The organism is Pseudomonas sp. DVZ6 (genome assembly GCF_024259445.1).
Classification (GTDB): Bacteria; Pseudomonadota; Gammaproteobacteria; order Pseudomonadales; family Pseudomonadaceae; genus Aquipseudomonas; species Aquipseudomonas peradeniyensis.
Genome location: NZ_JANCLM010000013.1, coordinates 84,525 through 109,962 on the forward strand (window position 1 = coordinate 84,525; position 25,438 = coordinate 109,962).

The window sequence follows — 25,438 nt, forward strand, 5'->3', positions numbered from 1 at the left end:
ACACCATCAGGAGTATCGAAAACATGAACTCGCCGATTCGAGCGCTGCCGCGTTCCACCTCGCGCAGCCTCTGCCTGGCCGTGCGCCTGGCCCTTTGTGCGGCACCGCTGGTGCTGCCTGCCAGCGCCTTGGCCGAGCAGATCGTGCAGCGATATGACATCGCTGCCGGCCCATTGGGTGAAGTACTCAGTCGTTACGCCCAGGCCAGCGGCGCCCCCATCTCGTTCGAGTCCCGCCAGGTGCAAGGTTTGACCAGCCCGGGCGTTCGAGGCAGCTTCACCATCGAAGGCGGTTTTGCCCAGGCGTTGCTGGGCTCGGGGCTGGTGGCAAGCCCGACCCAGGATGGTTATCAACTCCTGCAGGCATCGCCGGTTACAGACGCACTCGAGCTCGGGGCGACCACCATTTCCGGCAAGGTGCTCGGCGCGACTACCGAGGGCAGCGGATCCTACACAACGGGCTCAACCAATACGGCGACCAGGCTCGCCCTGAGCCTGCGCGAAACACCGCAGTCGGTGACGGTGATCACCCGCAAGAAGATGGACGACCAGAACATCCAGAACCTGGACGATGTCGCGCGCACGGCGACCGGTATCACCCTCACCAAGATCGGCACTGACCGCTCTACCTATTACTCGCGCGGCTTCGAGATCAGCGATCTGCAATACGACGGTATTCCGACCAATATCTCGGAAAACTACTCCATGGACGTCATGTCCACTTCGAACATGGCGATTTACGACCGTGTCGAAGTCGTACGCGGGGCCAACGGCTTGCTGCAGGGGACGGGCAACCCGTCGGCGGCAATCAACCTGGTGCGCAAGCGACCGACCCAGGACTTTCGCCTGGGCGCGGAGCTGGGGGCAGGCTCCTGGGACAATTATCGTAGCCAGGTGGATGTGTCCGGGCCTTTGACCCCCACGGGCAATGTTCGCGGCCGCGCAGTGGCTTATTACAACAACGCCAACAGCTACAAGGACGGCTCCGGACGGGACAACCAGTTGCTCTACCTGGTCGGCGAAGCGGATCTTGACGACGCCACCGTGCTGACGGTCGGCGCCACGATCCAGAAGGACAACCAGAACGGCTATGACTGGGGCGGCTTGAATACCCGCAGTAACGGCTCTTTCTATCCGCTTTCGCGTTCCACCAACCTCAACGGCAAGTGGGCCCATCTGGATCGCAACAACTACACGCTGTTCAGCGATGTCACGCACACCTTCGACAACGAGTGGAAGGTGACCCTGGCCATGAACGCGATCTGGTCGGACGCCGACTTTCTCTCCGCGTATCCGAACCGGGTATCGGGTGACAACTATCGGATGACCGTCTCCCAGGCCGACTACGAAGACACCCAGTTTGCGCTGGATCTCTACGCGACCGGCCCCTTCGAGCTGTTCGGGCGCAAACATCAGCTGATGCTTGGGGCCAACACGCGCCAGGACCAGTTCGACGCGGTGATCAAGAGTGCCACCAACAACCCGACGATCAACATCACCGACTTCGACTACAGTGCGCTGCCCAGCCCCATCCTCAATGCCATCGGCGCGGACTACAACTACACGCGCAAGGAGCGTGGCCTGTACGGCGCCTCGCGCTTCAGCCTCACTGATGACCTTAGTCTGATCCTCGGCACGCGGGTGAGTTGGTCGGACTACAAGGTGGGCAGCCCCTATACCAACGATCAATACCGCGAGAATGGCCGGCTGGTGCCATACGCCGGGTTGGTACTGGACCTGGACAAGCACCACACCTGGTATGCCAGCTACACCGAGATCTACAAGACACAGAGTTACTATGGTGTCGGCAATACCCTGCTTGATCCGATCGAAGGCGAGAACTACGAAACCGGCATCAAGGGTGAGTACTTCGAAGGCCGCCTGAACACCTCCCTGGCGATTTTCCAGACCAACCTGGAAAACATGCCCGAGGCACTGTCGGTGTCGCCCACCTGCGGCGTGACCGGTACGAGCAAGTGCTATGAAGCTGGCGCAAAAGTGCGTAACCGCGGCTTCGAGCTGGAGATTTCAGGCGAGCCATTGGAGAACTGGAACGTCAGCGCGGGCTACACCTACAGTGACCCCGAGTATGTGGCCGGCAGCAGCAAGGGCTCGGACTACTACCGCAAGATCCCACGGCGCCTGCTCAAGGTGTCGACTGACTACCGCTTGCCCGGTGTCCTCGACCAATGGCGTGTGGGCGGCGATGTGTATGCCCAGAGCCGCACCGCCGCCGATGTGACCGGGTACACGATTGAACAGGGTGGCTACGCCTTGCTCAACTTGCATGCCCATTATCAGATCAACCAACAGTTCAGTGTGCAGTACAACCTCAACAACGTGCTGGACAAGACGTACTACCAGTCGTTGCCCACTTCGAACAATTTCGGTGGCCTGTACTACGGTGATCCTCGCAATTTTGCGGTTACCTTGCGCTACCAATATTGATCAAAGGCCTGGGGTGGCGCTTCACCCGTCTTGTACCGATGCCCTTGCAAGTACGCATGCAGTTGACCGCGTCGCTGATTGCCGTAGAATCGCGCGCCCAAAATTCAGCAGGCAGGGAGCTTCAATGCAACGGGTGATGATCATTGGCCAGCCAGGGTCCGGGAAAAGCACCCTGGCGCGCAAGCTGGGCGAGCGCACGGGCTTGCCGGTCGTGCATATCGACACGATTCATTGGCAGCCAGGGTGGGTCGAGCGCAGCCGTGACGAGAAGACGCGTCTTTGCCATGAGGTCGAGGCCCGTGAGCGCTGGATTTTCGAAGGGGGGCATTCGACTACATGGACGAACCGGCTGGCCCGCGCTGACATGCTGATATGGATCGATCGCTCGGCGCCGCTTCGATTCTGGCGCGTGCTTCTCAGAACGGCGCTGAACCGCGGTCGCTCTCGGCCCGACCTGCCGGATGACTGCCCGGAACTGCTGGCCAACCTGCCGGAATTTTTCAGGTTCATGTGGCGGACGAAAACCTCGTCTCGAGAGGCGATCAAGCGATTCGTGGCGACGGTGCCGTCGGAGTGTCGCGTGGTCTGCCTGCGGTCGAATCGGGATACCGAGGTTTTTCTCGCGAGTCTGGGGGCGCAGCCTGATCAGGCTGTGCAAGGCCACTAGAGACTCTATCTCGGTTGATCGGCGGCAGGTGTCTGCCGTGAAGGCGCATCAGAACGTTTTAACTTTCCCAAGGATGGCCCATGGCGCTGACCAGCAAGATTACGACCTACAACCCTGAATGGTCGCAGCGGTACGAGGCGGACAAAGTGCTACTCGCCTCGGCATTCGGTGATGAGCTTCTCGGCATACACCACGTAGGCAGCACGGCTGTTGAGCAACTCGCCGCCAAGCCCGAGATCGATGTGCTGATCGAGGTTTCAGAGCATCGCAATGAGGCAGCGCGAGACGAGGTGTTGCTTAGTCTGGGGTATGTACGCGGCAGTGACCTGTCGCAAGGACACCATTTCTACCGCCGCAATGTTGGCGAGGTGCGCACCCACAAGGTCCACATTTGCAGATGTGGTCACTCTTCAGTCGTCCAGATGCTGACGTTCAGGGATCTGCTCAGGAACGACGCCTCCCTCCGGCAGCGGTATCAGGACCTCAAGATTGAGCTTGAGGCCACCAATACCGGGGGGATGGCTGAGTATCTGGAGAAGAAGGGGCCGTTTATCCTTGCGGCGCTGTGTGAGGTCGGCATCAGGCCTTGGTGATGGTTTGCAATGAGGCTATTCAGTCGCATGTGATCGGCTGCTTTCGACCCATAGCTGCCGGTGGCCAAAAGCTGACGTACTGTCCATCTTCCTGTAATGGGCGCATTTTGGAAAAAAGTCTGGGTCGGTGCCCACCTGGAGTTGTATGCCTGAGCGCTGCAGATGCATTTCGTCTAGAGGCAAATGCATGGAGCACTATCCGTTAGGTCTAGCGAGGCAGCATCCCTACTGACGATTCGCCGTAGGCGACAGATCTAACCAACGGCGGAACGCGCTGGAGGGTTGCGGGTGGTCGATGCGTCAATCATGCCGTCGCCGCTGGTGGGTAGTACCAATACGACGTTGATCATGCTCACCGAGCGGGCGGCGCAGTGGGTGATGAGGGGAGGTACTGCTTGTGTCTGGGCTGGCCAAGGCCAGTTCCCTCTGGTAGGCACACCAATCGGTGGCGTTCATAATTCAGGGCCGGATTGGGCTCGGGCAGCGAGTACGAGGCCGAGCACTGCTGTTGCCTCCACTTGATCGACAGGGTGTCCTGGGTTTTCTCGACCAGTGCCAGCGCCTTGCCCATGGGGTCGGAAATGGCCAGTTGCTTGCCGCTGGCGTCCTGCACCGAAGCACCGAAGGGGATGGGGCTGTTCTGTGCATCGAACAGCTCGAACTCGACCCGGCGGCCGGTCTTGGCCTTGTACCGGGCAACGACGATGGCACCGCGACGGGGCACCAGCTGTTGGGTGGCATTGTCGATTTCGATTTCGCCGCCCAGCTCACGGGTGTCCAGGCTGACCCAATTGATGCGGTAAGGCTGGGCGTTGGGGATCACCGCATAGCCGTTGCGGCCGGTTTCGACGCCGCTGTAGCTGCTGATCCGCGCTCCCTTGATACCCGGCACCTGGGCCAGGGCAAAGGTTTCCCCGACCGGCTGGCCCAGGTTGATACCGTCCGCGTGGGCAACCACGGAACCGGAGAGGTTCAGGTTCTGAGAATCGTAGCCGCGCCCTTGGCTGTAGCCCAGGTTGATGTCGGCCAGCGCAGTGCGCATGTTGAGGTTGGCTGAGCCCGAACTGCCGCTCGTACTGCTGTTGCCGCCCTGTATCGAATACGAGGTGTTGCTGGTGGGGGAAGTGTATCCGTTGATGCCTACCTGGGTGCTGTCCCCCCCTTTCTGGGTCGTGGTGGTGACGAACGCGCGGGGCGCCCTGGCCTGACGTCCGAGCGGAAAGGACGCCGACAGGTTGAACTGGGTATCCTGGCTCGGCGTGCCGCTGTAGCTGAAGTCTTCAGTGCGGGCGATATCGAAGCTGTAGCTGACATCGCCCCAGCTGCTGCCGTAACCGGCGGAAAAGCTGCGGGTGCCACCTTGGCGCCAGTAGCGCTGGTCGCTGGCGTTTATATACAGGCTGCCCCATTCGCGATTGCGACCCAGGCTCTGGTAGATGGTCAGGTCCGTGCGGGTCTTGGTGTTGCCGGTACGCTTGGCCACACCCTCGCTGATGTCCTGGACATGGTCGGTCAGGGTGCGATAGCCCTCGGTGGAGTAGCGGTGGGCTGCCAGTGTGAAGCTGGTATCAGTGCCGCTGAAGGTCTTGGCATACAGGGCGCGCACACTGTCGCCTTCTGTGGTCTGGCCGAGGACCTGGTTCGAGGAATGGGTCATGTCCAGCGATACCGCGCCGAGGAAGGTATTGCGCCCGAAGCCCACAGCTAACGCCTTGAAGTGGTCGCTGGTCTGCAGACCGAGGATGCCGGTGAGGTTGCTGCCCAGGCCGTAGGCCAGCGTGGCGCTGAGCATCTTCAGCTCCGCCATGCCGTCGGTGTTGCTGCTGTAGGTGCCAGCCGAGAGGCTGTATTTCAGCTGTCCTTCACGAACCATGATCGGCAGGCTGGAAAACGCCTGCTGGCTCACCCGGCGGCGCCCGTCGGCCTCGATGATGGTGATCTCGAGGTCGCCACTGGAGCCGCTGGCGTAGATGTCACTGATTTCGAACGGGCCGGGTGGCACGTTGGTGCTGTAGAGCAGGTAGTCATTCTGACGAACTTCCACGGTCGCGCTGGTTTGTGCCACACCACGCACAACGGGGGCATAGCCCCGCTCGCTGTCGGCGCGCATGCCTTCGTCGGAGGCCAGCTTCAAGCCACGATACCGCACGCTGTCGAACAGTTCGCTGTCGGTGAAGATGTCGCCGGCGCTGAACTGCCCCTTGAGCGCGGTGACGTCGTGCTGCAGGTAGCTGCGGTTGCTGGTGAAGGTGCTCGGCCGGCCGGTTCCGTTGCTCAGGTTAGACTCGTTGCGCAGGCGCCAGCCGCCCAGATTGATGCCGTTGCGCAGGCCCAGGTTGTTGCTGTAGCGGGTGTAGCCATTGCTGGCGTTGCGGCTGTCGTTGAGCTGGTAGTTGATGAGCGCTGCGGGAACACCTTCATCCCACAGTTGCGGGTCAACGTAGCCACGCATGCCGCGTTGCATGGCCATTTGCGGCACGCTCACCAGCAGACGCAGGCGGCTGCCGTCGTAGCGCAGGCTGGCCTGGTCGATCAGGGAAGGCAGGTCGTAGCATGCCTGGGGGGCTGCCGGGTCGACCGTGCCTTTGGCCTCCAGCTTGCCCATGTCGATGCCCAGTTGTGTGAGCAGCTCCAGGTTCATGCAGGGCTCAGTGTGCCCCGTGGCCGGGTCGAGGTTGAAGGTAATGTCGCGGCGACCGACCAGGGCGTCGTTGCTGTACACGTCGACCCGGTAAGTGCCCGGCAGAACACTGTTTTCGACCAGCAGAAGTTGCACATCCACATCGGTTGACGCGCCTTGCAAAAAGCGGGTGTTGAAGGCGAGCGGTGCGGGTGTATCAAGGGGGGCGGAGGCGAGGGCCAAACTTGCCGGTGCAGAAAAAAGTACCATGTATAGAGTATTCAGTCGCAACGAACCGGCGCGACGGGTATCGGCAATGAACGACATGCAAAAGCCTTTATCATCCGCACTTGACTGGAGTTGCCACGGATGCCAGTAAGTTTCTGGTGTGGCGTCAGGGGGTGTTTTTGACGTCGGCGGATTTCTCTCCGTTGCTTGCGCCAACAGTGAGTTGGTATTGGTTTTGCGCGCCGTAATCGTTGATGCTGTCGAACGTCAGTTGTACAGGTGAAGTGCCACTGAACTGTTTGACCTTGAAGCGTCTTGTTTCGCCGGGTGCAATCATGCTCGAGTCCGCAGCAAGTTCAACACGCCCATCAGCCTCAAGTTTTATATCGCCCATCGATACGTGGAACAGTGTGGGATTCCTGACTTTCAATTCTCCCCCCGACAACACCCACAGCAATTGCGACGGTGCTATCAACGGATCGCCGGAAAGGTGCGCGGGGCGGAAGAACACCTTGATGCGCTGGCGCACGGCCAACTGCAGGGTATTGGCCTTGGTGGTTGCCTGCGGAATTTCCTGTACGTTCAGCCACACCACCGATTCCTTGTCAGTAGACAGGCCTTTGCCTTCGTACAGGATGCGCAGTAATTGCTGTTCGCCGGGGAGGATCCTGGCCAGCGGCGGTGTGACGGCGAACGGTGCGGCCCCCGACGCTTCGCCGCTATCGATCCACGACTGGACCAATACTTCCTGCTTGCCGTTGCGCACGTTGATGTTGGCTTCCTTGTGCGCGCCTTGGAACACCACACGTGTGGCGCTCAGGGAAATGCTGGCACTGGCGGGGCCAGCCAGTAACAGGCCCAGTAACCCCAGGCAGGCGGGGATGGAAGGGTGCAACATGCGAGTGCCCTTGAACTGGAGAAATAGGAGCAAGGCCCGAAAGCCTTGCCCATGATCGATCCTGCGAAGCCTTACTGGTATTCGAGGATGAACGGCAGGGTGGCGTCGCCACGGCCGGCAGTGGCCGTGCCTTCGGTACCTGTGGTGACGTAGGCGGCGGAGAAGCTGAGGATGGTTTCGCCGCCGGTACCGACTTTCTTCATGTCGCTCTCAAGCCTTGCGGTGGACTTGGAGCTCAGATCGATCAGGGCACCCCTGGCGTCAATCAAGGCGATGCCAACGCCGGTCGCAGAAGCGTTGCCGCTTTCCAGCGCCAGGACCTTCTTGCCGGCCACAAGGCCCGAACCGCCACTGTTGGGGTCGAAGACCATGGCGACTTTGGTGCCAGCATTGCAGTTGATGTTCAGGTTGAAGTTCTGGCCGGTGCTTCGACCGGAGGTCGGGTTCTCGGCGGTGCCCATGTCCTTGATCGCAATGTTGCCCATGTCCATGGCGATCACCCGGTTTTTGTCGGCGCCATCAATGGTGCAGGCGTCATTGTTGATGGTGCCGGTGAAACTGATCTTGCCACTGCCACCCTGGACGGCTGTTGGCGGTTCTCCAGCTGCAAATGCATGGCCGATGGAAGCCATCAGTGCCAATGCGAGCGCGGTCTTTTTCATGTAATTGCCCGATGTCGATTTATAAGAGGTCCAGCACATAACGCCACGCCACGATAAGAAAGCAGGCGCATTGTTGAAATCAGACGATTCTTATATCGGCGGGCAGGTGTCACGATATTTCATTAATTGAAGATGCCGCGCTCCCGGCAGTAATTGAGCAAGTCCTGGTTACTGCTGACTTCAAGCTTGCGCATAGCGGAATTTTTTTGTGCGCTGATAGTTTTCACGCTTCTGTTCTGGTTGCGGGCAATATCACCGACGCTGGCACCGGAAATGAACAGGCGAAGAATTTCAAATTCCTTGGGCGACAGCCTTTGCAGGCGCGCATCCAGGTCAGTATTCGATTCAATAACGGAATGCTTCACAGTATTGGGATGCTGGTATCGCCTTCCTTTCACAACAGCGTCCAACGCGCGCTCGATTTCGGTGTGCAGCTGGTTCTTGCGAATAACCCCGATCACCCCCAGCTCTTGCAGGTGAGTAAGTACCAACGGGTTGGAGATCATCGTCAGTATCAGTACCTTCACGGCTGGATAATGACGTTTGAGGTAGTCGACCAGCTTTAGTCCGTCGCCATAGGGCGAGTCGTCGGGCATGTTGTAGTCGGTGATCACCAGGTCCACCGGTTGCTCGGCCAGCAATTGCACCAGGCCGCTGGAGTTGACTGCCTCGCCGATCACGCAGAAGCGCGGGTCGCGTGCGACCAGTTCACGCACACCCAGCAATACGATGGGGTGATCGTCGGCAATGAGAACCTTGAGTGTTGGCATGAGCGGTAACCGTAATCTCGGAGTCGGGTATGGAGTCTAGCGAAAAGCGGATAGGTCGATCTTCCTGACCATTTTGCAGGAGCTTGCAAGCCAGCTCCCGCCGGGCATCACCTACGCCCTACGTCATGGTCTTGAGGATTGACAACATCCTGCCCATCACCCCGCGCACCTCGAGCGCCAATTGGGCATCAAGCCCAGTGCGGCCCAATTCGCTCTCAAGCGCAGCGCACCGGTCGGCCAGTTCGATCGCCTGGACGGCGCCCAGGGCACCGGAAACGCTATGCAGATGCTTGCCGAGCTGTTTGTGGTCGCCCTGTTCCAGGGCGTTGCCGATCAGCTGCAGGTCGTCTTGCATCGTGCTGAGGAACAGTGGCCTCATCGCTGGTGACAACTGGATGCTGTCGCTATTGGTCGATGTAGCCGCAGGCTCCGGGGTTTCCGGTAGGGATGCCGGCTTGCACTGCTTGATCAGTTGCGCCCGCAGGGTCTGCAAACTCAGCGGTTTCACCAGCCAGGCGTTCATCCCTGCGGCCGCGCAGCGTTGCCCTTCTTCGCGCATGGCGTTGGCCGTTACACCGATGATTGGCAGTTGGGCGTCCAGCTCGCGCAAGGCAATGGCCAGCTCGTAACCGTCCATGACTGGCATGTTGACGTCGGTCAGTACCAGGTCGAAGGCTCCGGGTTGCCACAGGTGCAGGGCCAGTTCGCCGTTGGCGGCCACCATTGCGCTGCAGCCCAGCGTTTCCAACTGCTCCTTGAGGATGGCCTGGTTGATCGGGTTGTCCTCGGCGACGAGGATGTGCAGGTTTGGCGCCGGGTTGCGTGAGGGCAGGGGGGCACTGGCGATTTCCGGTTGGGCCGAGCGCGCCTGCAGGATGGCCCGGGCGATGGCTCGCAGGTCATGCAAGTCTACCTCCCAACCGCTTTCGACCGGCTGGGCAGGTACGGGACCGCCACTGGTGCAGCGCACCTGTGGGCCGGGCCAGTTCGGCGTAGTGTCGGCGGGCAGCACATCCACCAGCAAGGCGTCAGCCCGCGTTGGTTCCAGCGGCAACACCGCCACGCTGGCCGGGATGCCCAGCCGGTTGAGCCAGGCGCAATGACTGTGCGCCAACTCCGGCACCGGTGCGCGAACTTGGACAGGCGCCAGCGACGGGTCGACGGCTTTCATGTTGGCGGCCTCCGACGGCAAAACTGGCAAGGCCATGCGCAGGCAAAAACTGCTGCCCAAGCCGGTCTCGCTGACCACGCTCAACTGCCCGCCCATCATTTCGCTGAGCCAGCCGCAGATCGGCAAGCCGAGGCCCGCGCCCCCTTCTCCGGAGGCCTCCCGGGCCTGGTAGAACAGCTCGAACAGCCGCGCTTGTTCGGCCTGGTCGATGCCGATGCCGGTATCGGTTACCTGCCACTCCAGGCTGACCTCCTCGGCACTGGTCGCGAGTACTCGGGTACGCAGCACTACCCTGCCTGCGTCGGTGAACTTGATGGCATTGCTCAGCAGGTTGTTGAGGATCTGGCGGATGCGCAGTGGGTCGCCCAGCAGCCGCTCGGGCAGGGTGACATCGGTGCACCCATACAGCTGCAGGCCCTTGCGCTGGGCGAAGGCAGCGTAAGTACGCAGGGTGTCTTCGATCATCTCCAGTGGTGCAAAAGCCACGGGCTCGATGTTCATCTGGCCGGACTCGATCTTCGACACATCGAGCACATCGCTGATCAGTTGGAACAGGGTAGCCGATGAGCGCTGGATGGTTTGCAGGTAGGCCTGCTGGCGTGGCGCAAGCGGTGTCAGGCCGAGCAGTTCCAGCGTGCCCAGCACTCCGTACAACGGGGTGCGGATCTCGTGACTCATGGTCGCCAGGAACAGGGTCTTGGCTTCGTTGGCCAGGTCGGCGGCGCGCATGGCCTGTTCCAAGGCGTGGGCATCCTCGATATGACGAGTGACGTCGTTGAAGGCATAGAGGTTGACGTCCTGGCCCTGGTAGCGGGTTGAGACGAGGTTCACTTCCAGGTGGCGCCCGTCGATCTCTATCGGTAGTTCGCTAGCACTGTTCCCCTGGCTTCGGGCTTGCAAGGCACTGATCAGCCGGGTGGTGCCGGACCATTGCCGAGCGCGCTGGTTTTCCATGACGACCTGGCTGTCCGCCTGGTTCACGACACACAGGCCGGTGGGCGCGGTGTCGATCACCACGCGGCTGAAGGCGATGCTTTCGGCGATATTTTCGTGGGCCTGGCGCGCCGGATGGATCACGTTGCGGCGGTACCAGCGGCTGGCCAGCCAGCTCAGGCCAAGCAGCGCCAGGAAGGTGGCCACAACGGCGCTCAAGGGCCATAGCGCGGCGCGGAAGAAATGCCCGAAGCCGATGGTGTAGACGGCGGTCCAGTCCTTGCCTTGAGCGCTGTTCAGCTTGAATACCAGGCCTTCACTGCGCAGGTTAAGGCCGTCATGCAAGGGCGAGTCCGGGTCCAGGGCTCCGATCAGGACCTCGCCGGTCGGGGCAAGCAGGGTGAAGCGGTTGTAGATGGACCAGTCCAGGACACGTTCGAAATCGTTGATCTGGGCCAGGTCCAGCAGCAGGGCGAGGGTTATATGGGCGCCTGCGCCCTTGATGGTCATCTGCTCAGGTTCGAGGTCCAGGTTGACGTAGGCCAGCAGGCGGGCGGGGGCAGAGCCCTGCGCGGTATCGACATAGCTTTTCCAGAGGATGCCGGTGCTGGCTGGCTGTTCATCTGGCCGTCGGGCGAACACGGTATTGAACACATCGATGAAGCGTTCATGGGAGGCCATCATCTTGCCGTGCTCGCGTCCCCGTCCCGCCGCAGGCACGGTGATGTCGTAGTTGCCCTGGTGGTTGAACAGGAAGACTTGCGGCGAGCGGTAGTAGGAGTCGGCCCAGAAGGTGCTGTAGAAGTCGGCCAGGTTGGCGCCAAGGCCGAGCACGGGCGCAGTGAGGGCATCGGCTGTGACCTTGACGCTGAACGGCATTGAAAAGGAGAAGGCCTGGCCCTGATAGATGTTCGGCCCTTCTTCGGGCAAGGGGGTGAGCACACGCACCTTGTGGCTGCCGTCGCCGAGCAGGTCACCCTGCAGGCTGTGGAGGGTCAAGGCCTGGAGAAAGTCTTCCTGCTCCTGGATGTTTTCCATCAGCCGGGCGAAGTGCAGGCGCATGGTGCCCTGTGTTTCTTCAATCAGGCGTTGTAGCGACCAGGCGCTGAGCCCGACCAGCAACAGGGCCATCGCTACCAGCAGCGTCACGCTCTTGTTCAAACGTGAAGAGCTGCGGGCCAGGTTTTCCAGGCGGTCGTTGTTGTGTTTCATGGGAGCGGCTCGTAGCGCGTTGATGGGGAGCCAGGTTTATACCCTCAGCCTAGGGGTTTGCTTCAGCAGCCAGCATCTGTTCGAACTGACTTGCCGGCAAGGCCTGGGAAATCAGAAAACCTTGGGCTTGCTCGCATCCGGTCTTGCGCAGTAACTGGAGCTGTTCGGCTGTTTCCACGCCTTCGGCCACCACGGTCAGGCCCAGCTTGCGACCCAAGGCAATCAGGCTGCTCAGCGCCGAGGCCATATGATCGTTGTCCTGGCTGCCCTGCACCAGCGCCCGGTCGATCTTCAGTTCGCTGAAGGGGGTGGACACCAGATTCAGGTAGGAACTATAGCCCTTGCCGAAGTCGTCCTGTGCGAGGGCAAAGCCCTTCATGCGCAACCGGCAGGCGCCGGCGTAGTAGTTGGCAGGCTTGAGCGTGTGGGAAGACTCCAGCAGCTCGAAGCACAGATTTCCAGGCGCCCCCTGGTGATGCAGCACGAATTTCAGCAGCCGGTCTGCAAGGTTCGGATCGTCGAGCAGGTGGGTGGGCAGGTTAATCGACACCGGAATGTCGAAGCCTTTGAGGCGCCAGCACGCCTGCGCCGCCATGGCTTGCTCGAGCATTTCCCAGAGCAGGCGTTCCTCCAGCCCGTTGGCTTCCAGAGCGGGCAGAAACGCACCAGGCAACAGGACTCCCCGCTCCAAGTGTACCCAGCGCACCAGCGCCTCTGCCGCCACGATGTTCCCTTTCTGCACCGAGACCCTGGGCTGGAACCACGCCTGCAAGGCTTGCGAGTCCAGTGCCTGGATAAAGGATCGCCGGTCAAAGGCAGGTAGTTCCGAGCGGTCGGAGGTGCTGTGCCTGGCCGGGCGCAGTTGTGCGACCAGTGCATGCAATGCCGGCGGCGTCATGGGTTTGGAGATCAGCCCGACCACCCGGATACCGAGGTTCTTCGCTACCAGGCTCGCCGCTGTCAGCATGCGCCGTGAGGCGCTGGTCATGATTGCCAGGTCTGGCCGGCAAGGCAGGGTCGCCAGTTGCTGGATGAACAACACGCCGTCCATGGTGGGCATAAGCAAGTCAGTCAGCACCAGATTGAATTCGCCTTCGTGCAGGCGTGCCATGGCTTCGTGACCGTCCTTGGCGGTATGCAGGTTGAAGTGGCCCAGTTCGCTGAACAGGTGATGCAGGTACTGGCGCTGGAAAGGATGGTCTTCGACGATCAGGATGCTATAGGGCTTCACGGCGGTGTCCGGGGTAATGCTCCAGGCAGTTGTAGAGCGCCTGCAGGGTGAAAGGTTTGAGCAGGCAGTGATCCATCCCGGCCGCGAGGCACAGCTCCTGTTCACCACGCATTGCATTGGCCGTGGCGCCAATGATCGGCAGTGACTTGTCGCGCAAGCGCAGGGCCTTGGCCAGTCCATAGCCATCCAGGCCGGGCATGTTCACGTCGGTGAGCACCACATCGAAGCGCCCCGGCTGCCAGCGCAGCAGCGCCTGCTCGCCATCGGCGGCCACTTCCACGCTGCAGCCCAGGGTTTCCAACTGCTCTTTGAGGGTGAGCTGGTTGATGGCGTTGTCCTCGGCCACCAGGACCCGCAGGCCGAGCTGGCGAATCTCGCCAGTGCGGTGGCGGTCATTCTCGCGATTGGCCCCTATCCCTTGGGCCTGGCTGATCGCCGCGTGCAGGGCCGGCAGGTTGTTCAGGTTGACGTGCCACACCTGGGCACCCGGCAGGTGTTCGCTGCGGCCATCGGCGCTGGCCAGGATCTGCGGGCCGCTCCAGCTTTCAACCAGCCGGTGTTGCAGCACGCCCGGATGCACTTCGAGCAACTGACCGTGGGCCGTGGCACTGGCCGGTGGCTGACCTATATGAGGTCGGGCGCCCCAGCGATACAGCCAGCCGGCCAGGGTTTGCGCCAGCTCGCGAACTGGCGAGACGATATAGACGGGCTCGGCCAGTAGCGTGTATGGCAGCGTTGCGCAGTCGGTGCCGGGGGCGAACTCCACTGGCAGGATCAAGCTGACGCTGGTGCCCAGTCCGCGCTCGCTGACCAGGTGCAACTGGCCGTGCATCAACTCGGTAAGGCGTTGACAGATGGCTAGCCCCAGGCCGCTGCCGGTGATTGCCCTGAGATTGCCTTCGGTCTGGTAGAACGGCTGGAAGATCCGCAGCCGGTCTTGCTCGGCAATCCCCTTGCCGGTGTCGCTTACCTGCCATAGCAGGCTGGAACCTTCAGCTTCGTGCCGCAGGACACGTGCCCGCAGCACCACACGCCCGCTGTCGGTGAACTTCAGCGCGTTGCTCAGCAGGTTGCTCAGCACCTGACGGATACGGTTCACATCGCCCACCAGCCGTTCCGGCAGGCGCGAGTCAAGGCAGATATATAGTTGCAGGCCTTTGCCGATGGCGGCGGCGCTGTAGGTATGAACCACCTCCTGGGCCAACTCGAGGGGCGAGTACTCGGTCAACTCCAGGGTCAACTGGTCGGCCTCGATCTTCGACACGTCCAGCACGTCGCAGATCAGTTGCAGGAGTGTGGCGCAGGCGCCTTCCAGGGCCAGCAGATAGTCGGTCTGCTGGGCATCGAGCCGGGTGCGGGACAGCAGTTCCAGGGTCCCCAGCACGCCATGCAGCGGGGTGCGAATTTCGTGGCTCATGGTGGCCAGGAACAGGGTCTTGGCCTGATTGGCCGTATCGGCGGCACGGCGTGCTTCGATCAGTGTGGTCTCCACCTGCTTACGCGTGGTGATGTCGCTGAAGGCACAGAGCACCACGTCCTCGCCCTTGTAGCGGGTGGTCGCACGGTGGATGTACAGGTGGCGCCCGTCAATGGACTCGACATGATCATGCCCCTCGTCGTCGGTCGCGGCGAAGGTCCGCTGCAACCAGTCGTCACTCAGCCATTGTTGGGCCAATGAATTTTCCAGCACCACTTTGCTGTCGCTGCGACGCAGCACGCACAGGGCCACCGGCGCGGTCTGGATCACGGCGCGGCTGAACGCCTCGCTTTCCACCAGGGCCTGGAGGCGCTGCAGCCCCGGGAGGATCAGGCGCTGTTCGAAACGTCGGGTCAGCACCACGATCAAGGTCAGGCTAAGCAGGCAGAACAGCAATGCGCCGAGCAACTGTTTCCACAGGCCTTGCAGCAGTGAGTGCAGGTCGATCCAGTACATCAGTTGCCAGTCGGAGGCGGCAAGTTTCTTGCGGATCACCAGCCGTTCGGGGATCAGGCCGTTGCCCATGAAACCGAAGAAACCGTCGTTCTCGGCATCGCAGAGTTGCTGGTCTGCAGGCGTGTTGTTGCTGAACACTTGCATGCCATCGGCCGTCAGCATCACGAAGGTGCCGGCACTCTGGTCGCTGAGCGTGGCGGAAACTTCCTGGCTGTCCATCTCCAGGCCCAGCCATCCGGTTGGCGCGTCGTGGGCGTCGAGGCGGGTGAACAGATAGAGATGCGGGCGTTTGCCCGCCTGGTCGCTCAGCCACAGTTCGTTGACTGCACCGCTGCGGGCATCGAGCGCCCTCAGTTGATCGAGGACCCCGGGCGGGAGTCCAGGTGGCAGGGATGAAGCATTGTATAGCCAGCGGATGCCTGGCTGTTCGTCGGTATTCACATACAGCAGGCCGAGCTTCTTTTCCTGCAAGTAGTCGCCCAGGCGACGAGTGAGCCAGAAGTTCCAGACATGGGTGGGGTCGCTGCCCAGCAGAAGATGGGTTTCCTCATTCTCAGGCATGGGCGTGGATGCCAGGGTTTGCAGAGGGGTGCGCACCGCTGTGAGGCTCAGGCTTTCCAGCAGAGCCTGGCGATTGGTGAAAAAGGTATGGGCCTCGGCGATGGCGCTGCTCATGTAGCCACGACGCTGGGAAAGTTCGTTGTTGAAGGTGAATACCAGGACGTTGTACACGCCACTGAGGATGCCGATCGCCAGAACAATGGCGAACAGCCGAAGCAGCCGCCGGGCGGCTTCGGGTGTGGAAAGCACGGGGTTGATCTGCAGCAGGTATCGTCGTAGATGCATCGGCCGATTCTAGGAAGTGGCCTGAAGAGGGACGATCAGACGATTCTTAAACGTGGCGCACGTGTGCGGTTTCGCGGGGCGGGCTGGCCATGGCATAGCCGCCTTCGCGTCTTTCAATGAGTTGCCTTGAGTGGCGTAGCGATTTAAGAATCATCTGATTTGCGGTAAAGGCACAGTGCTGAAAAATAAAAACCCCTCATGGAGCAATCATTGCGCTGTCTATTTCGAACAGGTTCACACTTGCTCAAAACAGCCCGCCACCTTAATTGCACCAGGCACTACCCAATGCAAGACGAGAGCTCGCTTAGCTTTATAAAACGCCGAAGAATCACGATGAAACCAAACAAAGCAATTGCGTTAGCGTCACTATTGCTCATTTCCTGCAACTCAATGGCGGAAATCTCATCTTTCCTCCAGGGCAATCAGGCAGGCGCTGTGAAATACAGCATCCCATCCATGATCTCAGTCCCACAAGACGCTCCTGTTGGTACAGTTTTATACGAAACCCCTCTAGGGCCAACAGGCGTCACAGATAATAAGTGGCGGTGCGCTCTCACATGCCGTAACGGTCTAAAGAATCAAGTGGGGGATACCACGCCTGGCGCCTTTATGCAACCTATAGGAAATACAGGAATTTCTTGGGCGTGGATATATGCCTACCGTATAGGCGGATATCCTGACGGCAGCTCGATTCCTGGTTCTTATACCCTGAATAACTACTACTCCGCGTTACAAATAATCAAAACCGGTAGCATAGTAAGCGGTGCGGTGATCCCCCCGGGAACTCTCGGGTTTTACCGGGTTGAAGAAATATTACCTCTTGAGATTCAAACAACGGGCACCACTATTATCTCAATGTCCTGCGAGACGCCAGCCGTCCACGTTGAAATGGGCGATGACTACACGCCTGATGACTTTCATCAAGCCGGCGCCATAGAAAAAAGAGTCAGCTTCAGCTTGACCTTGAATAATTGCCCTCCCGGCTTGAAGAAAGTGAGTTATACGCTGAAGGCAACCGGCTCAGCGGTAAGCGAATCCCAAGGTATCGTTTCCCTTAACCCAAACTCCACTGCCAAGGGCGTTGCACTGCAGCTGTTCGACACTGGCGGTAGGCCCATTCCACTGAGTGTTCCCCAGAAATTTTCAAGCTACGATAGCAACGGTGGAAACTTCAAAATCCCTATGAGCGCTAGTTACTATCGATTGCCTTCTGAACCGCTCTATCCGGGGACAGCAAACGCCGAAGTGACGTTCATCATGACCTACCTTTGACTTTGTGCCACCTGATTTCCAGTCTCCCTTTTGTGGCCGTCACTACTGTATTGAAACCGATGGCCCTGGCTCAGCCCGTAGCCTGCGAACGTCAGAAGGTGTACTTGATACCCGTCATGATGTTCCTTGGAGCACCGTACATGCCGTGGTCGCCGGCATAGCTGAGGTATTCACGGTCGAACACGTTGTTCAGGTTGACTGACGCACTCAGATGCTGGTTGAAGTCGTAGCGAGCCATGAGGTTGGTGACGGCGTAGCTGCCCTGGGTGAAGGTGTGCAGGTCGGCACCGGTCTTGCTCTGCCAGTTCACGCCGCCGCCGATGGTGACCTTGTCCAGAATGCCCGGCAGGCGATAGCTGGTGAAGGTCTTCAGACTGTGGCGGGGCAGGGTGGTCACGATACGCTGGTCGTCAGCGTCGGTGCTGACCGCATAGGCATAACCGGCGGATGCCTGCCAGCCTTCGGCCAGTTCTCCGTCCAGGGTGAATTCAGCGCCCTTGGTAGTGGTGCCCTGTTCCGACTTGTAAGTGTTGCCGCCCGGGGTATCGATCCAGATCGCCAGGTTGTCCTGCTCGATCTTGAACAGCGCGACGCTGGAATTCAGCTTGCCGTCGAAGTGGCTGCCCTTGACACCGACTTCATAGCCGGTGCCCTCCATCGGGTCCAGTGGCTTGTTGTTGATGTCGCGAACCCAGGACGACTGAGGATTGAAGATTTTCGTATAGCTGGCATACAGCGACCACGTGTCGTTGACGTCATACACCACGCCGGCATACGGAATGTAGACGCCGGTTTCCGACTCCTTGGTCTTGGTATGTTCAGCATTGTAGGGTTTATCCTCGATGTCGCGCTGCCAGTCGATCACGCGGCTGCCCAGCAAGATACTGAAATCGTCGGTGGCGTGCAGGCGCGTGGCGAGGTAGGCGGCGTATTGGGTTTCGTCGACAGTGGATTTACCCGTGACGTCGAATTGCGGTTTTACCGAGGCGCCGTTCCAGTTCAGCAGGTTGTCGATCGCGCCGGCCGGAGAGCCGGAATAGTCGTACTTCCACCCGCCGTAGCTCGGCACGTTCTCGTAGTAGTTGGACAAGGTCACGCCGGCGATCAGCTCGTGCTCGCGGCCCAACATACTGAACGGGCCAGTCAGGTAGGCATCGATATTGTTCTGGCGCGGGATACCGGAGAAGCGCACGGGCAACTGCGTGGTGCCACTTCCGTCCGGGTTGAGGCTGCCGTTGACGTAGTTGAAGACCTCGTCAAACTTGTTCTCGGAGTGGGTCAGCTCGATCTTCCCGCTCCAGCCATTGGCGAACTGCTGTTCGATCGAGGTGAAAAAGCTGGTTTGTTCATGGTCGTTGTATGACCAGGTCTGAGCCGAATTGAGCGAGCGTTTGAGGTTTGTGCGAGAGCCGTCGGTGAAGCGGGTCGGCAGCCCGGAGCGCATGGGGGAATCGACGTCTGTGCGTTGATAACTGAAGCCCATGGTCAGCAGGGTGTCTTCAGTCAGGTCGAACTCGGTAATGCCGTAGATCAGTTGCGAGTCCTGCTTGTAGCGGTCGATCCAGGACTGCTCGGTCTTGAAGTCGGCGACCAGGCGACCGCGTACGTTGCCGGTTTCGGTCAGCGGGCCGGACACATCAAAGCCGGTACCGTAGCGGTCCCAGTTGCCGGCTTCAGCGGTGACGCTGGCCTGAGCCTCGGCGGTCGGGCGCTTGCGGATCAGGTTGATCGTCGCTGAAGGGCTGCCCAGGCCGCTGATCAGGCCGGTAGCACCGCGCACCACCTCCACACGGTCATACATGGCCATGCTCTGGGTGTAATTGTCCATGCGCTTGACGGTGGGCACACCATCGATTTCAAAGTTCTGGATCTCGAAGCCCCGGGAGAAGTAACCGTCGGATTCGGCACCCTGTCCGTCGCGCAGCACGATGATGCCTGGTGTGGCATCGAGGGTATCGCTGAGATTGGTCAGGCGCTGGTCATCCAGGCGCTGGCGGGTCATGACGGTCAGTGACTGCGGGGTTTCCTTGGGGGTCAGGTTCAGACGGGTCGAGCTGCTGGATGAGTAGGTGGTGTAGAGTCCGGTGCCCTCTGTAGTCGACCCGGGAGCCTTGCCCGAAATGGAAATGCTCTGCAGCTCCAGGGCGGCAGGGGCCGGTGCGCGCTGGAGGGTGTATCGCCCATCCGGCTGGCGAACCGCAATCAGTTGGCTGCCCTCGAGTAGCGCCTGTAAAGCACCGTCGACCGTGTAATCGCCACTCAAGCCAGGGCTGTTTCGCCCGGCAATCAACTCATTGGGAAACGACAACAACAAATGGGCTTGCTGGCCCAGTTGATTGAGCGCAGCGCCCAGTGGCGCCGGGGCAATTTCGTAGTGCTGCACGCGGCTATCGGCGGCTGCCCAGGCTGGCGATGAAGTGGCGAGCAGAACCGCCGCGGTAGTGGCGAGCGAGGTTACGTAGTAGGAGGAAATACTGCGATGATGCATGTGAAGTTTCCCGATGATTTTTGATGTATGGCCTATGAGTCTCGCCAGAAATCAAAACGGCTCATCGAGGACGCAAAAAACTTCAAACGTTAGCGGGCAGGGGACGCAAGTTGACCCACAGGCGAGTGAAACGCTGTACATCCAGTTTCAGTGTGTGGGCGACGGCATCGATGATTCGATCGCTGTCTGCCAGCGGGTAGGTACCCCATACGCGCAGATTGGCCAAGGCGGCGTCGCACCCCAGATGCCCATGACGATACCGGCCAAGCTCATCGAGGAACGCCTGAAGCGGTTGGCCGTTGGCGACGATCATGCCTTCGGCCCAGGCGGGAGCGGATGCTTGCATTGCACCCTGATCGAGCATCCCGAGCGGCCCGAAACGCGCCAGCTGTCCGGCTTGCAGGGTGGTCCAGGTGCCGGCTTGAGTCGGGATGACTTCAAGCGAGCCACGATAGACAGCCAGCTGGGTCGAACCATTGTCAAACTGCCGCATCGTGAAACGCGCCGAGGACGCCTGCGCCCGAACCTGAGCGGTTTCGATTAACAGCGCCGGGCTCACGGCCGTGTTGACCAAGACCTCGCCGCTGAGTAATCGCAGGTGCCAGCGCTGGTCAGTCGCGCGAGCATTTATCGCACTACGGGTATTGAGTTCAAGCGACAGGTCCGAGGCCAGCGCAACACGTCGCTGCTCACCCACACCCGTGGTGTAGTCGGCACTCATGCGCGATACCAACTCGCTGTCTCGACTCAACCAGGCACCGCTACCTGCAGCCAACAGCAAGGCCAGGCCCTTTATTGCCCGACGCCTGCTCAGCCCTTCCTGGGAGGGGAGCAACAGGGCCTGTCGGGCGAGGTCTGGATCGCCTTGGGTGCGCAATGAATCGAGCTGCTCCCCCAGCGCCAAGGCTTTTTCCCAGGCCAGCTCATGCAAGGGGTGTTCACGACGCCATGCCATGAAAGCGGCCTGTGCGGGTGAATCGAAATTGGCCTCCTGCATATCGAGCCACCATTCCATCGCCTCCTCACACATTTTCGGCGATAGCGCGGGTTCTCGGCCAAAGGTGTTGGCGGTGATAGTCATTACAGTGCTTCCGTCACCAGCATGCATCGCGCACCCGCCTTGATGATATGGCGCTTGACGGTAGCGATTGAAATACCCAGCCGCTCGGCAATTTCTGCGTGGCTGAGCCCATCGAGTTGCGACCAGAGAAAAGCCTTTTTGACGGCGACATCGAGTTCGCACAGCGCTTCGTCGAGTCGAACCAGCGTCTCGAAAATAATCAGCTGGGTCGCCAGATCCGGCAGCACGCTTTGGTCTTCGGTCTGGAGCGCCTCCAGATAGGCTTTTTCCAGGCGTGCGCGGCGGTAGTGGTTGGACAGGACACTGCGTGCCACCTTAGCCAGAAAAGGCCGAGGCTGGCGGATTTCGAGCGCCTCGTTGCTGGCCAGCAGACGCATGAAGGTGTCTTGCATCAAATCAGCGGCGCGGTGTGAGCAGCTCAATTGCCGATACAGCCAGCTACGCAACCAGCGGTGTTGCTGTTGGTAGAGAGCAGTGAGCTGAGCGGTATCGATGGATGCCATGAGCTGCCACGGAATGGGTGCAAATGAGACTTAGTATCATATGAGATTAATTGGGTAGCGACAAGAATGCAGAAGGGCGCAGGGCAGGACTGGCCTGATGGGTGAATAGCAAAGTCGTAGAGGTATACGACAAGATACAGGCCAAGAACCTGCCTTGTGTGGTGATGGTCGGCATTTCCAAACCGCAGACCCGTCAACAAGCAGACACCCTCAATACCCAGCGCACCAGCATTGCTATCCTTGCGCTCTCCGCCTTCGGTGGGGCTGCTCGTACCGTGGGCAATCTGGCCGGGCCAGTAGCAGGGCTTGCCGCCGGTACTGCTGTAGGAATGGGTGTGCGCTCTTACGTCAATGACGGTTTACCCACTTACCATGCTGGCGACGTTGTCGTGAGCATCCAGGCTCAGGTGAATGGTGGGATTGGCCCGCAGCGTATTGCCGAATCACTGATCAACAGGGCTTGAGAGAAAGTGCACATGTCCGAGATTACCCAGGCAGTCATCTTCGTTGCGCTGGCTTTTCTATTTGAACGGTTCATGAAACCGTACCTGCTGCGTAAGTGGCTAGGTGTTGCGTTGGTCATTGCTGGGCTGATTGGTTGTGTGGCGCTGAGCCAGGCCCGTTTGCAGGGCTTTGACCTGGGATTGATGTCTGCCCTTGCAGTGCCGGTCGGTATAGGGTTGTTCCTGAGCAGACGACGATTTGAGAGGCGAGAGTAGGGCGCTTGTCGAGGCGCCTTTGGCTGGTTCAGTTACACCACTTCCCGGGACACGATCACTGCTTCCTGCTGCGTCAAGAAATGAAGAATTGAGAAAGGGGAGCTCTAGGCAGCAGAACCAAAAAAGCCGTGGCCACGAAAGTGAACCACGGCTATGGACAATCATCAAAAGCACCTTCAAATTCGAAGCGCTACTCAATGCGTCCTAAGGGAGGATTGTTAATCAACCATTGCTGGGGAAGGCAAATTGCGCAGCCTCGTGATTTGCGCGGCGCGGCCAGCGTTGGGTGATAGCCTTTTTACGGGTGTAGAAGCGCACACCATCCGGGCCATAGGCATGCAGGTCGCCAAACAGCGAGCGCTTCCAGCCGCCGAAGCTGTGGTAGGCCACTGGCACCGGCAGCGGCACGTTGACACCAACCATGCCGACTTCGATCTCGTCGCAGAACAGACGCGCTGCTTCACCGTCACGGGTGAAGATGCAGGTGCCGTTGCCATATTCGTGATCATTGATCAACTGCATGGCCTGCTCCAGGCTGTTCACCCGCACTACGCACAGCACCGGTCCGAAGATCTCTTCCTTATAAATGCGCATCTCGGGGGTGACGCGGTCGAACAGGGTGCCGCCGACGAAGTAGCCATCTTCATGACCGGCAACCCGCAGACCACGGCCATCGACCACCAGTTCGGCACCGGCAGCCAGACCGTCGTCGATGTAACCGACAACCTTGTCACGGGCGGCGGCGGTCACCAACGGGCCCATGTCCAGGCCGCAACTGGTGCCGGCACCGATCTTCAGGCCCATAATCTGCGGAACCAGCTTGGCGACAAGCGCATCAGCCACGTGGTCACCGACACAGACGGCCACGGAAATTGCCATGCAGCGCTCTCCGCAGGAGCCATAGGCTGCGCCCATGAGTGCGCTGACGGCATTATCCAGGTCGGCATCGGGCATCAACACTGCGTGGTTCTTCGCACCACCCAGAGCTTGCACGCGCTTACCGCGTTTGGTGCCTTCGCTATAGATGTACTCGGCGATCGGAGTGGAGCCAACGAAGCTCAGCGCTTTCACTTCCGGCGCCTCGATCAGCGCGTCCACGGCTTCCTTGTCGCCATGCACCACATTCAGCACGCCCTGTGGCAGGCCCGCATCCAGAAGCAGTTGGGCGATGAACAGGGTCGAGCTTGGGTCACGCTCGGACGGCTTTAGGATAAAACAGTTGCCACAAGCGATGGCCAGCGGGTACATCCAAAGCGGCACCATGGCAGGGAAGTTGAACGGGGTGATACCGGCAACCACACCCAGTGGCTGCAAATCACTCCAGGCATCGATGTTCGGACCGACGTTGCGGTTGTATTCGCCTTTAAGGATCTCTGGGGCCGCGCACGCAAACTCGACGTTCTCTATTCCACGTTTGATCTCGCCGGCGGCGTCCTCTACCGTTTTGCCGTGCTCCTCGCTGATCATCTGCGCAATCTTCGCTTCATTCTGCTCCAGAAGCTGCTTGAAGCGGAACATCACTTGAGCACGTTTAGCTGGCGGTGTGTTGCGCCAGGCCGGGAAGGCGGCCTTAGCCGAGTCGATCGCTTTCTGTACGGTGGCACGGCTGGCCAACTCGACTTTGCGAATGGCCTCGCCGGTGGACGGATTAAATACCTCGGTGCTGCGGCCTTGGTCAGTGATGTATTCGCCGTTAATAAGATGCGGCACGGTGGTCATCTTGATTCCCTCGAAAATAGGTTTAGTGCATCGCTCTCGGTGCAGAGGTAGTGATTAATTGATGACTTGCAGCGTTTGGCCGACCGCATCGAATAGGCGGTCGAGTTCGTCCACAGTGGCATTGAAGGGCGGGCCAAACTGCAGGGTGTCGCCGCCGAATCGAACGTAGAAACCCGCCTTCCACAGGGCCATTCCCGCCTCAAACGGACGGACGACTGGGTCGCCATCGCGTGCAGCTAACTGCAACGCGCCGGCGAGGCCGCAGTTGCGAATGTCGATGGCATGTTTGGCGCCTTTGAGGCCATGAATGAGCCTCTCGAAGTGAGGTGCCAACTCGGCGGACTGCTGTACCAGGTTCTCTTTTTCCAACAGGTCCAGAGTGGCCAAGCCAGCGGCGCAGGCGACCGGATGCGCGGAGTAGGTGTAGCCGTGAGGGAACTCCACTGCGTATTCCGGGATCGGCTGGCTCATGAAGGTGCTATAGACCTCACTGCTTGCAATCACCGCGCCCATGGGGATGGCGCCGTTGGTAATCTGCTTGGCCACGTTCATGAGATCCGGAGTCACGCCAAAATACTCGGCCCCAGTCCACTTGCCCATACGACCGAAGGCAGTAATCACTTCGTCGAAGATCAGCAGGATGTTGTGCTGGTCGCAGATCTCACGCAGGCGTTGCAAGTATCCAACTGGCGGTGGCAGAACACCTGCGGAACCTGACATCGGCTCGACGATAACGGCAGCGATGTTAGATGCATCGTGCAATTCGATTAGCTTCAGCATTTCATTTGCGAGCTCCACACCGCCCGTCTCTGCTGCGCCCTTAGTGAATGCTAGACCCTGCTGGAGGGTGTGCGGCAGATGGTCGACGTCCATCAATTGGCCGAACATTTTGCGATTGCCACCGATGCCGCCTAAAGAAGTACCCGCGACGTTCACGCCGTGATAGCCACGTGCGCGGCCAATCAGTTTGGTCTTCTGCGGCTGCCCCTTCAGGCGCCAATATGCACGGGCCATCTTGATGGAGGTATCAGCACTTTCGGAGCCTGAGCCGGTGAAGAACACATGATTCAGTTCACCTGGAATGAGATTGGTGATCCGATCAGCAAGCTGGAAGGAAAGTGGGTGACCATACTGGAAGCCAGGAGAGTAATCGAGCGTGCCCAATTGCTTGGACACTGCTTCCTGGATTTCCTTGCGCGAATGACCGGCGCCGCAGGTCCAAAGACCGCAGAGGCTGTCGTAAATTCGACGACCCTGATCGTCGATCAACCAACTACCCTCGGCGGCGACAATTATCCGCGGATCCCGCAAGAAATTTCGGTTGGCGGAAAAGGGTAGCCAGTGCGAATTCAGCTTAAGCGGATGAGTCTGCAGTTCAGACTGTAAGGAAGGATGATTCATGTTCATGATACAGGTCCAAGTATGTGATGGGAGACTCATCTGGC

General features: G+C 59.9%; 18 protein-coding genes and 1 pseudogene. 7 read left to right on the top strand and 12 right to left on the bottom strand.

Annotated elements, in window-relative coordinates; genetic code table 11:
• Window positions 1–23 precede the first annotated feature (23 nt).
• The 4 genes from NMG10_RS09925 to NMG10_RS26015 all read left to right on the top strand — a co-directional run bounded on the left by NMG10_RS09925 (window position 24) and on the right by NMG10_RS26015 (window position 4,229).
• Complete coding sequence (locus NMG10_RS09925; protein ID WP_254464273.1) at window positions 24–2,447, top strand: TonB-dependent receptor; 2,424 nt, start codon at window positions 24–26, stop codon at window positions 2,445–2,447.
• Between the two features lie 124 nt (window positions 2,448–2,571).
• Entirely contained in the window at window positions 2,572–3,114 is a 543-nt protein-coding gene (locus tag NMG10_RS09930) for an AAA family ATPase (protein ID WP_254464274.1), read from the top strand.
• Between the two features lie 80 nt (window positions 3,115–3,194).
• The gene (locus NMG10_RS09935) at window positions 3,195–3,707 is read left to right on the top strand and encodes a GrpB family protein (protein ID WP_254464275.1); all 513 of its coding nucleotides are present in this window, start codon (window positions 3,195–3,197) and stop codon (window positions 3,705–3,707) included.
• Window positions 3,708–4,013: 306 nt separating this feature from the next.
• On the top strand, window positions 4,014–4,229 hold the full coding sequence (locus NMG10_RS26015) for a hypothetical protein (protein WP_337994564.1): 216 nt from the start codon (window positions 4,014–4,016) through the stop codon (window positions 4,227–4,229).
• On the opposite strand, the pseudogene NMG10_RS09945 reads toward NMG10_RS26015, so the two are convergent.
• The 7 genes and pseudogenes from NMG10_RS09945 to NMG10_RS09975 form a co-directional block, all read right to left on the bottom strand.
• Window positions 4,135–6,654, bottom strand: a pseudogene (locus tag NMG10_RS09945) (fimbria/pilus outer membrane usher protein); the annotation flags it as partial. The gene NMG10_RS26015 and the pseudogene NMG10_RS09945 overlap by 95 nt on opposite strands.
• A gap of 67 nt (window positions 6,655–6,721) precedes the next feature.
• Window positions 6,722–7,453, bottom strand: a complete 732-nt coding sequence (locus NMG10_RS09950; RefSeq protein ID WP_254464276.1) for a molecular chaperone — start codon at window positions 7,451–7,453, stop codon at window positions 6,722–6,724.
• A 71-nt stretch (window positions 7,454–7,524) separates the two neighbouring features.
• A complete protein-coding gene (locus NMG10_RS09955) occupies window positions 7,525–8,115 on the bottom strand; it encodes a fimbrial protein (RefSeq protein ID WP_254464277.1) in 591 nt (196 codons plus the stop codon).
• Between the two features lie 122 nt (window positions 8,116–8,237).
• On the bottom strand, window positions 8,238–8,885 hold the full coding sequence (locus tag NMG10_RS09960; RefSeq protein ID WP_254464278.1) for a response regulator: 648 nt from the start codon (window positions 8,883–8,885) through the stop codon (window positions 8,238–8,240).
• Between the two features lie 118 nt (window positions 8,886–9,003).
• Entirely contained in the window at window positions 9,004–12,201 is a 3,198-nt protein-coding gene (locus NMG10_RS09965; RefSeq protein WP_254464279.1) for a hybrid sensor histidine kinase/response regulator, read from the bottom strand.
• A gap of 49 nt (window positions 12,202–12,250) precedes the next feature.
• The gene (locus NMG10_RS09970; protein ID WP_254464280.1) at window positions 12,251–13,432 is read right to left on the bottom strand and encodes an EAL domain-containing protein; all 1,182 of its coding nucleotides are present in this window, start codon (window positions 13,430–13,432) and stop codon (window positions 12,251–12,253) included.
• Entirely contained in the window at window positions 13,419–16,211 is a 2,793-nt protein-coding gene (locus tag NMG10_RS09975; RefSeq protein ID WP_254464281.1) for an ATP-binding protein, read from the bottom strand. The genes NMG10_RS09970 and NMG10_RS09975 overlap by 14 nt, the downstream gene beginning before the upstream one ends.
• Window positions 16,212–16,496: 285 nt before the next feature.
• Here NMG10_RS09975 and NMG10_RS09980 point away from each other — a divergent pair, with 285 nt between their 5' ends.
• The gene (locus NMG10_RS09980) at window positions 16,497–17,483 is read left to right on the top strand and encodes a fimbrial protein (RefSeq protein ID WP_254464282.1); all 987 of its coding nucleotides are present in this window, start codon (window positions 16,497–16,499) and stop codon (window positions 17,481–17,483) included.
• 91 nt (window positions 17,484–17,574) lie between these two features.
• On the opposite strand, the gene NMG10_RS09985 is transcribed toward NMG10_RS09980, so the two are convergent.
• From NMG10_RS09985 to NMG10_RS09995, 3 genes are all read right to left on the bottom strand, one after another.
• A complete protein-coding gene (locus tag NMG10_RS09985; protein WP_254464283.1) occupies window positions 17,575–19,971 on the bottom strand; it encodes a TonB-dependent receptor in 2,397 nt (798 codons plus the stop codon).
• Between the two features lie 82 nt (window positions 19,972–20,053).
• Window positions 20,054–21,052 carry a FecR domain-containing protein gene (locus tag NMG10_RS09990; RefSeq protein ID WP_254464284.1) on the bottom strand — a complete coding sequence of 333 codons (999 nt, stop codon included), beginning with the start codon at window positions 21,050–21,052 and terminating at the stop codon, window positions 20,054–20,056.
• The gene (locus NMG10_RS09995; protein WP_254464285.1) at window positions 21,052–21,555 is read right to left on the bottom strand and encodes a sigma-70 family RNA polymerase sigma factor; all 504 of its coding nucleotides are present in this window, start codon (window positions 21,553–21,555) and stop codon (window positions 21,052–21,054) included. Before NMG10_RS09995 ends, NMG10_RS09990 begins: the two co-directional genes overlap by 1 nt.
• A gap of 101 nt (window positions 21,556–21,656) precedes the next feature.
• Between NMG10_RS09995 and NMG10_RS10000 the strand changes: the two genes are divergently transcribed.
• Together NMG10_RS10000 and NMG10_RS10005 are read left to right on the top strand one after the other, a co-directional pair.
• Window positions 21,657–22,019, top strand: coding sequence for a hypothetical protein (locus NMG10_RS10000; RefSeq protein WP_254464286.1), 363 nt, complete (start codon window positions 21,657–21,659; stop codon window positions 22,017–22,019).
• A 12-nt stretch (window positions 22,020–22,031) separates the two neighbouring features.
• A complete protein-coding gene (locus NMG10_RS10005; protein ID WP_203652507.1) occupies window positions 22,032–22,274 on the top strand; it encodes a hypothetical protein in 243 nt (80 codons plus the stop codon).
• 222 nt (window positions 22,275–22,496) lie between these two features.
• Here NMG10_RS10005 and NMG10_RS10010 read toward each other — a convergent pair whose 3' ends face one another.
• Together NMG10_RS10010 and NMG10_RS10015 are read right to left on the bottom strand one after the other, a co-directional pair.
• Window positions 22,497–23,993 carry a CoA-acylating methylmalonate-semialdehyde dehydrogenase gene (locus NMG10_RS10010; RefSeq protein ID WP_203652508.1) on the bottom strand — a complete coding sequence of 499 codons (1,497 nt, stop codon included), beginning with the start codon at window positions 23,991–23,993 and terminating at the stop codon, window positions 22,497–22,499.
• Window positions 23,994–24,047: 54 nt separating this feature from the next.
• The gene (locus NMG10_RS10015; protein WP_203652635.1) at window positions 24,048–25,394 is read right to left on the bottom strand and encodes an aspartate aminotransferase family protein; all 1,347 of its coding nucleotides are present in this window, start codon (window positions 25,392–25,394) and stop codon (window positions 24,048–24,050) included.
• Window positions 25,395–25,438 lie beyond the last annotated feature (44 nt).

Excerpts from the sequence above, each read along its gene's own strand:
- NMG10_RS09930 (WP_254464274.1), top strand. The coding sequence starts at position 2,572 with ATGCAACGGGTGATGATCATTGGCCAGCCAGGGTCCGGGAAAAGCACC.
- NMG10_RS10015 (WP_203652635.1), bottom strand. The coding sequence starts at position 25,394 with ATGAATCATCCTTCCTTACAGTCTGAACTGCAGACTCATCCGCTTAAG.
- NMG10_RS09960 (WP_254464278.1), bottom strand. The coding sequence starts at position 8,885 with ATGCCAACACTCAAGGTTCTCATTGCCGACGATCACCCCATCGTATTG.
- NMG10_RS09985 (WP_254464283.1), bottom strand. The coding sequence starts at position 19,971 with ATGCATCATCGCAGTATTTCCTCCTACTACGTAACCTCGCTCGCCACT.
- NMG10_RS09925 (WP_254464273.1), top strand. The coding sequence starts at position 24 with ATGAACTCGCCGATTCGAGCGCTGCCGCGTTCCACCTCGCGCAGCCTC.
- NMG10_RS09955 (WP_254464277.1), bottom strand. The coding sequence starts at position 8,115 with ATGAAAAAGACCGCGCTCGCATTGGCACTGATGGCTTCCATCGGCCAT.
- NMG10_RS09965 (WP_254464279.1), bottom strand. The coding sequence starts at position 12,201 with ATGAAACACAACAACGACCGCCTGGAAAACCTGGCCCGCAGCTCTTCA.
- NMG10_RS09980 (WP_254464282.1), top strand. The coding sequence starts at position 16,497 with ATGCAAGACGAGAGCTCGCTTAGCTTTATAAAACGCCGAAGAATCACG.
- NMG10_RS09935 (WP_254464275.1), top strand. The coding sequence starts at position 3,195 with ATGGCGCTGACCAGCAAGATTACGACCTACAACCCTGAATGGTCGCAG.
- NMG10_RS10010 (WP_203652508.1), bottom strand. The coding sequence starts at position 23,993 with ATGACCACCGTGCCGCATCTTATTAACGGCGAATACATCACTGACCAA.
- NMG10_RS09990 (WP_254464284.1), bottom strand. The coding sequence starts at position 21,052 with ATGACTATCACCGCCAACACCTTTGGCCGAGAACCCGCGCTATCGCCG.
- NMG10_RS26015 (WP_337994564.1), top strand. The coding sequence starts at position 4,014 with ATGCCGTCGCCGCTGGTGGGTAGTACCAATACGACGTTGATCATGCTC.
- NMG10_RS09975 (WP_254464281.1), bottom strand. The coding sequence starts at position 16,211 with ATGCATCTACGACGATACCTGCTGCAGATCAACCCCGTGCTTTCCACA.
- NMG10_RS09995 (WP_254464285.1), bottom strand. The coding sequence starts at position 21,555 with ATGGCATCCATCGATACCGCTCAGCTCACTGCTCTCTACCAACAGCAA.
- NMG10_RS10005 (WP_203652507.1), top strand. The coding sequence starts at position 22,032 with ATGTCCGAGATTACCCAGGCAGTCATCTTCGTTGCGCTGGCTTTTCTA.
- NMG10_RS09950 (WP_254464276.1), bottom strand. The coding sequence starts at position 7,453 with ATGTTGCACCCTTCCATCCCCGCCTGCCTGGGGTTACTGGGCCTGTTA.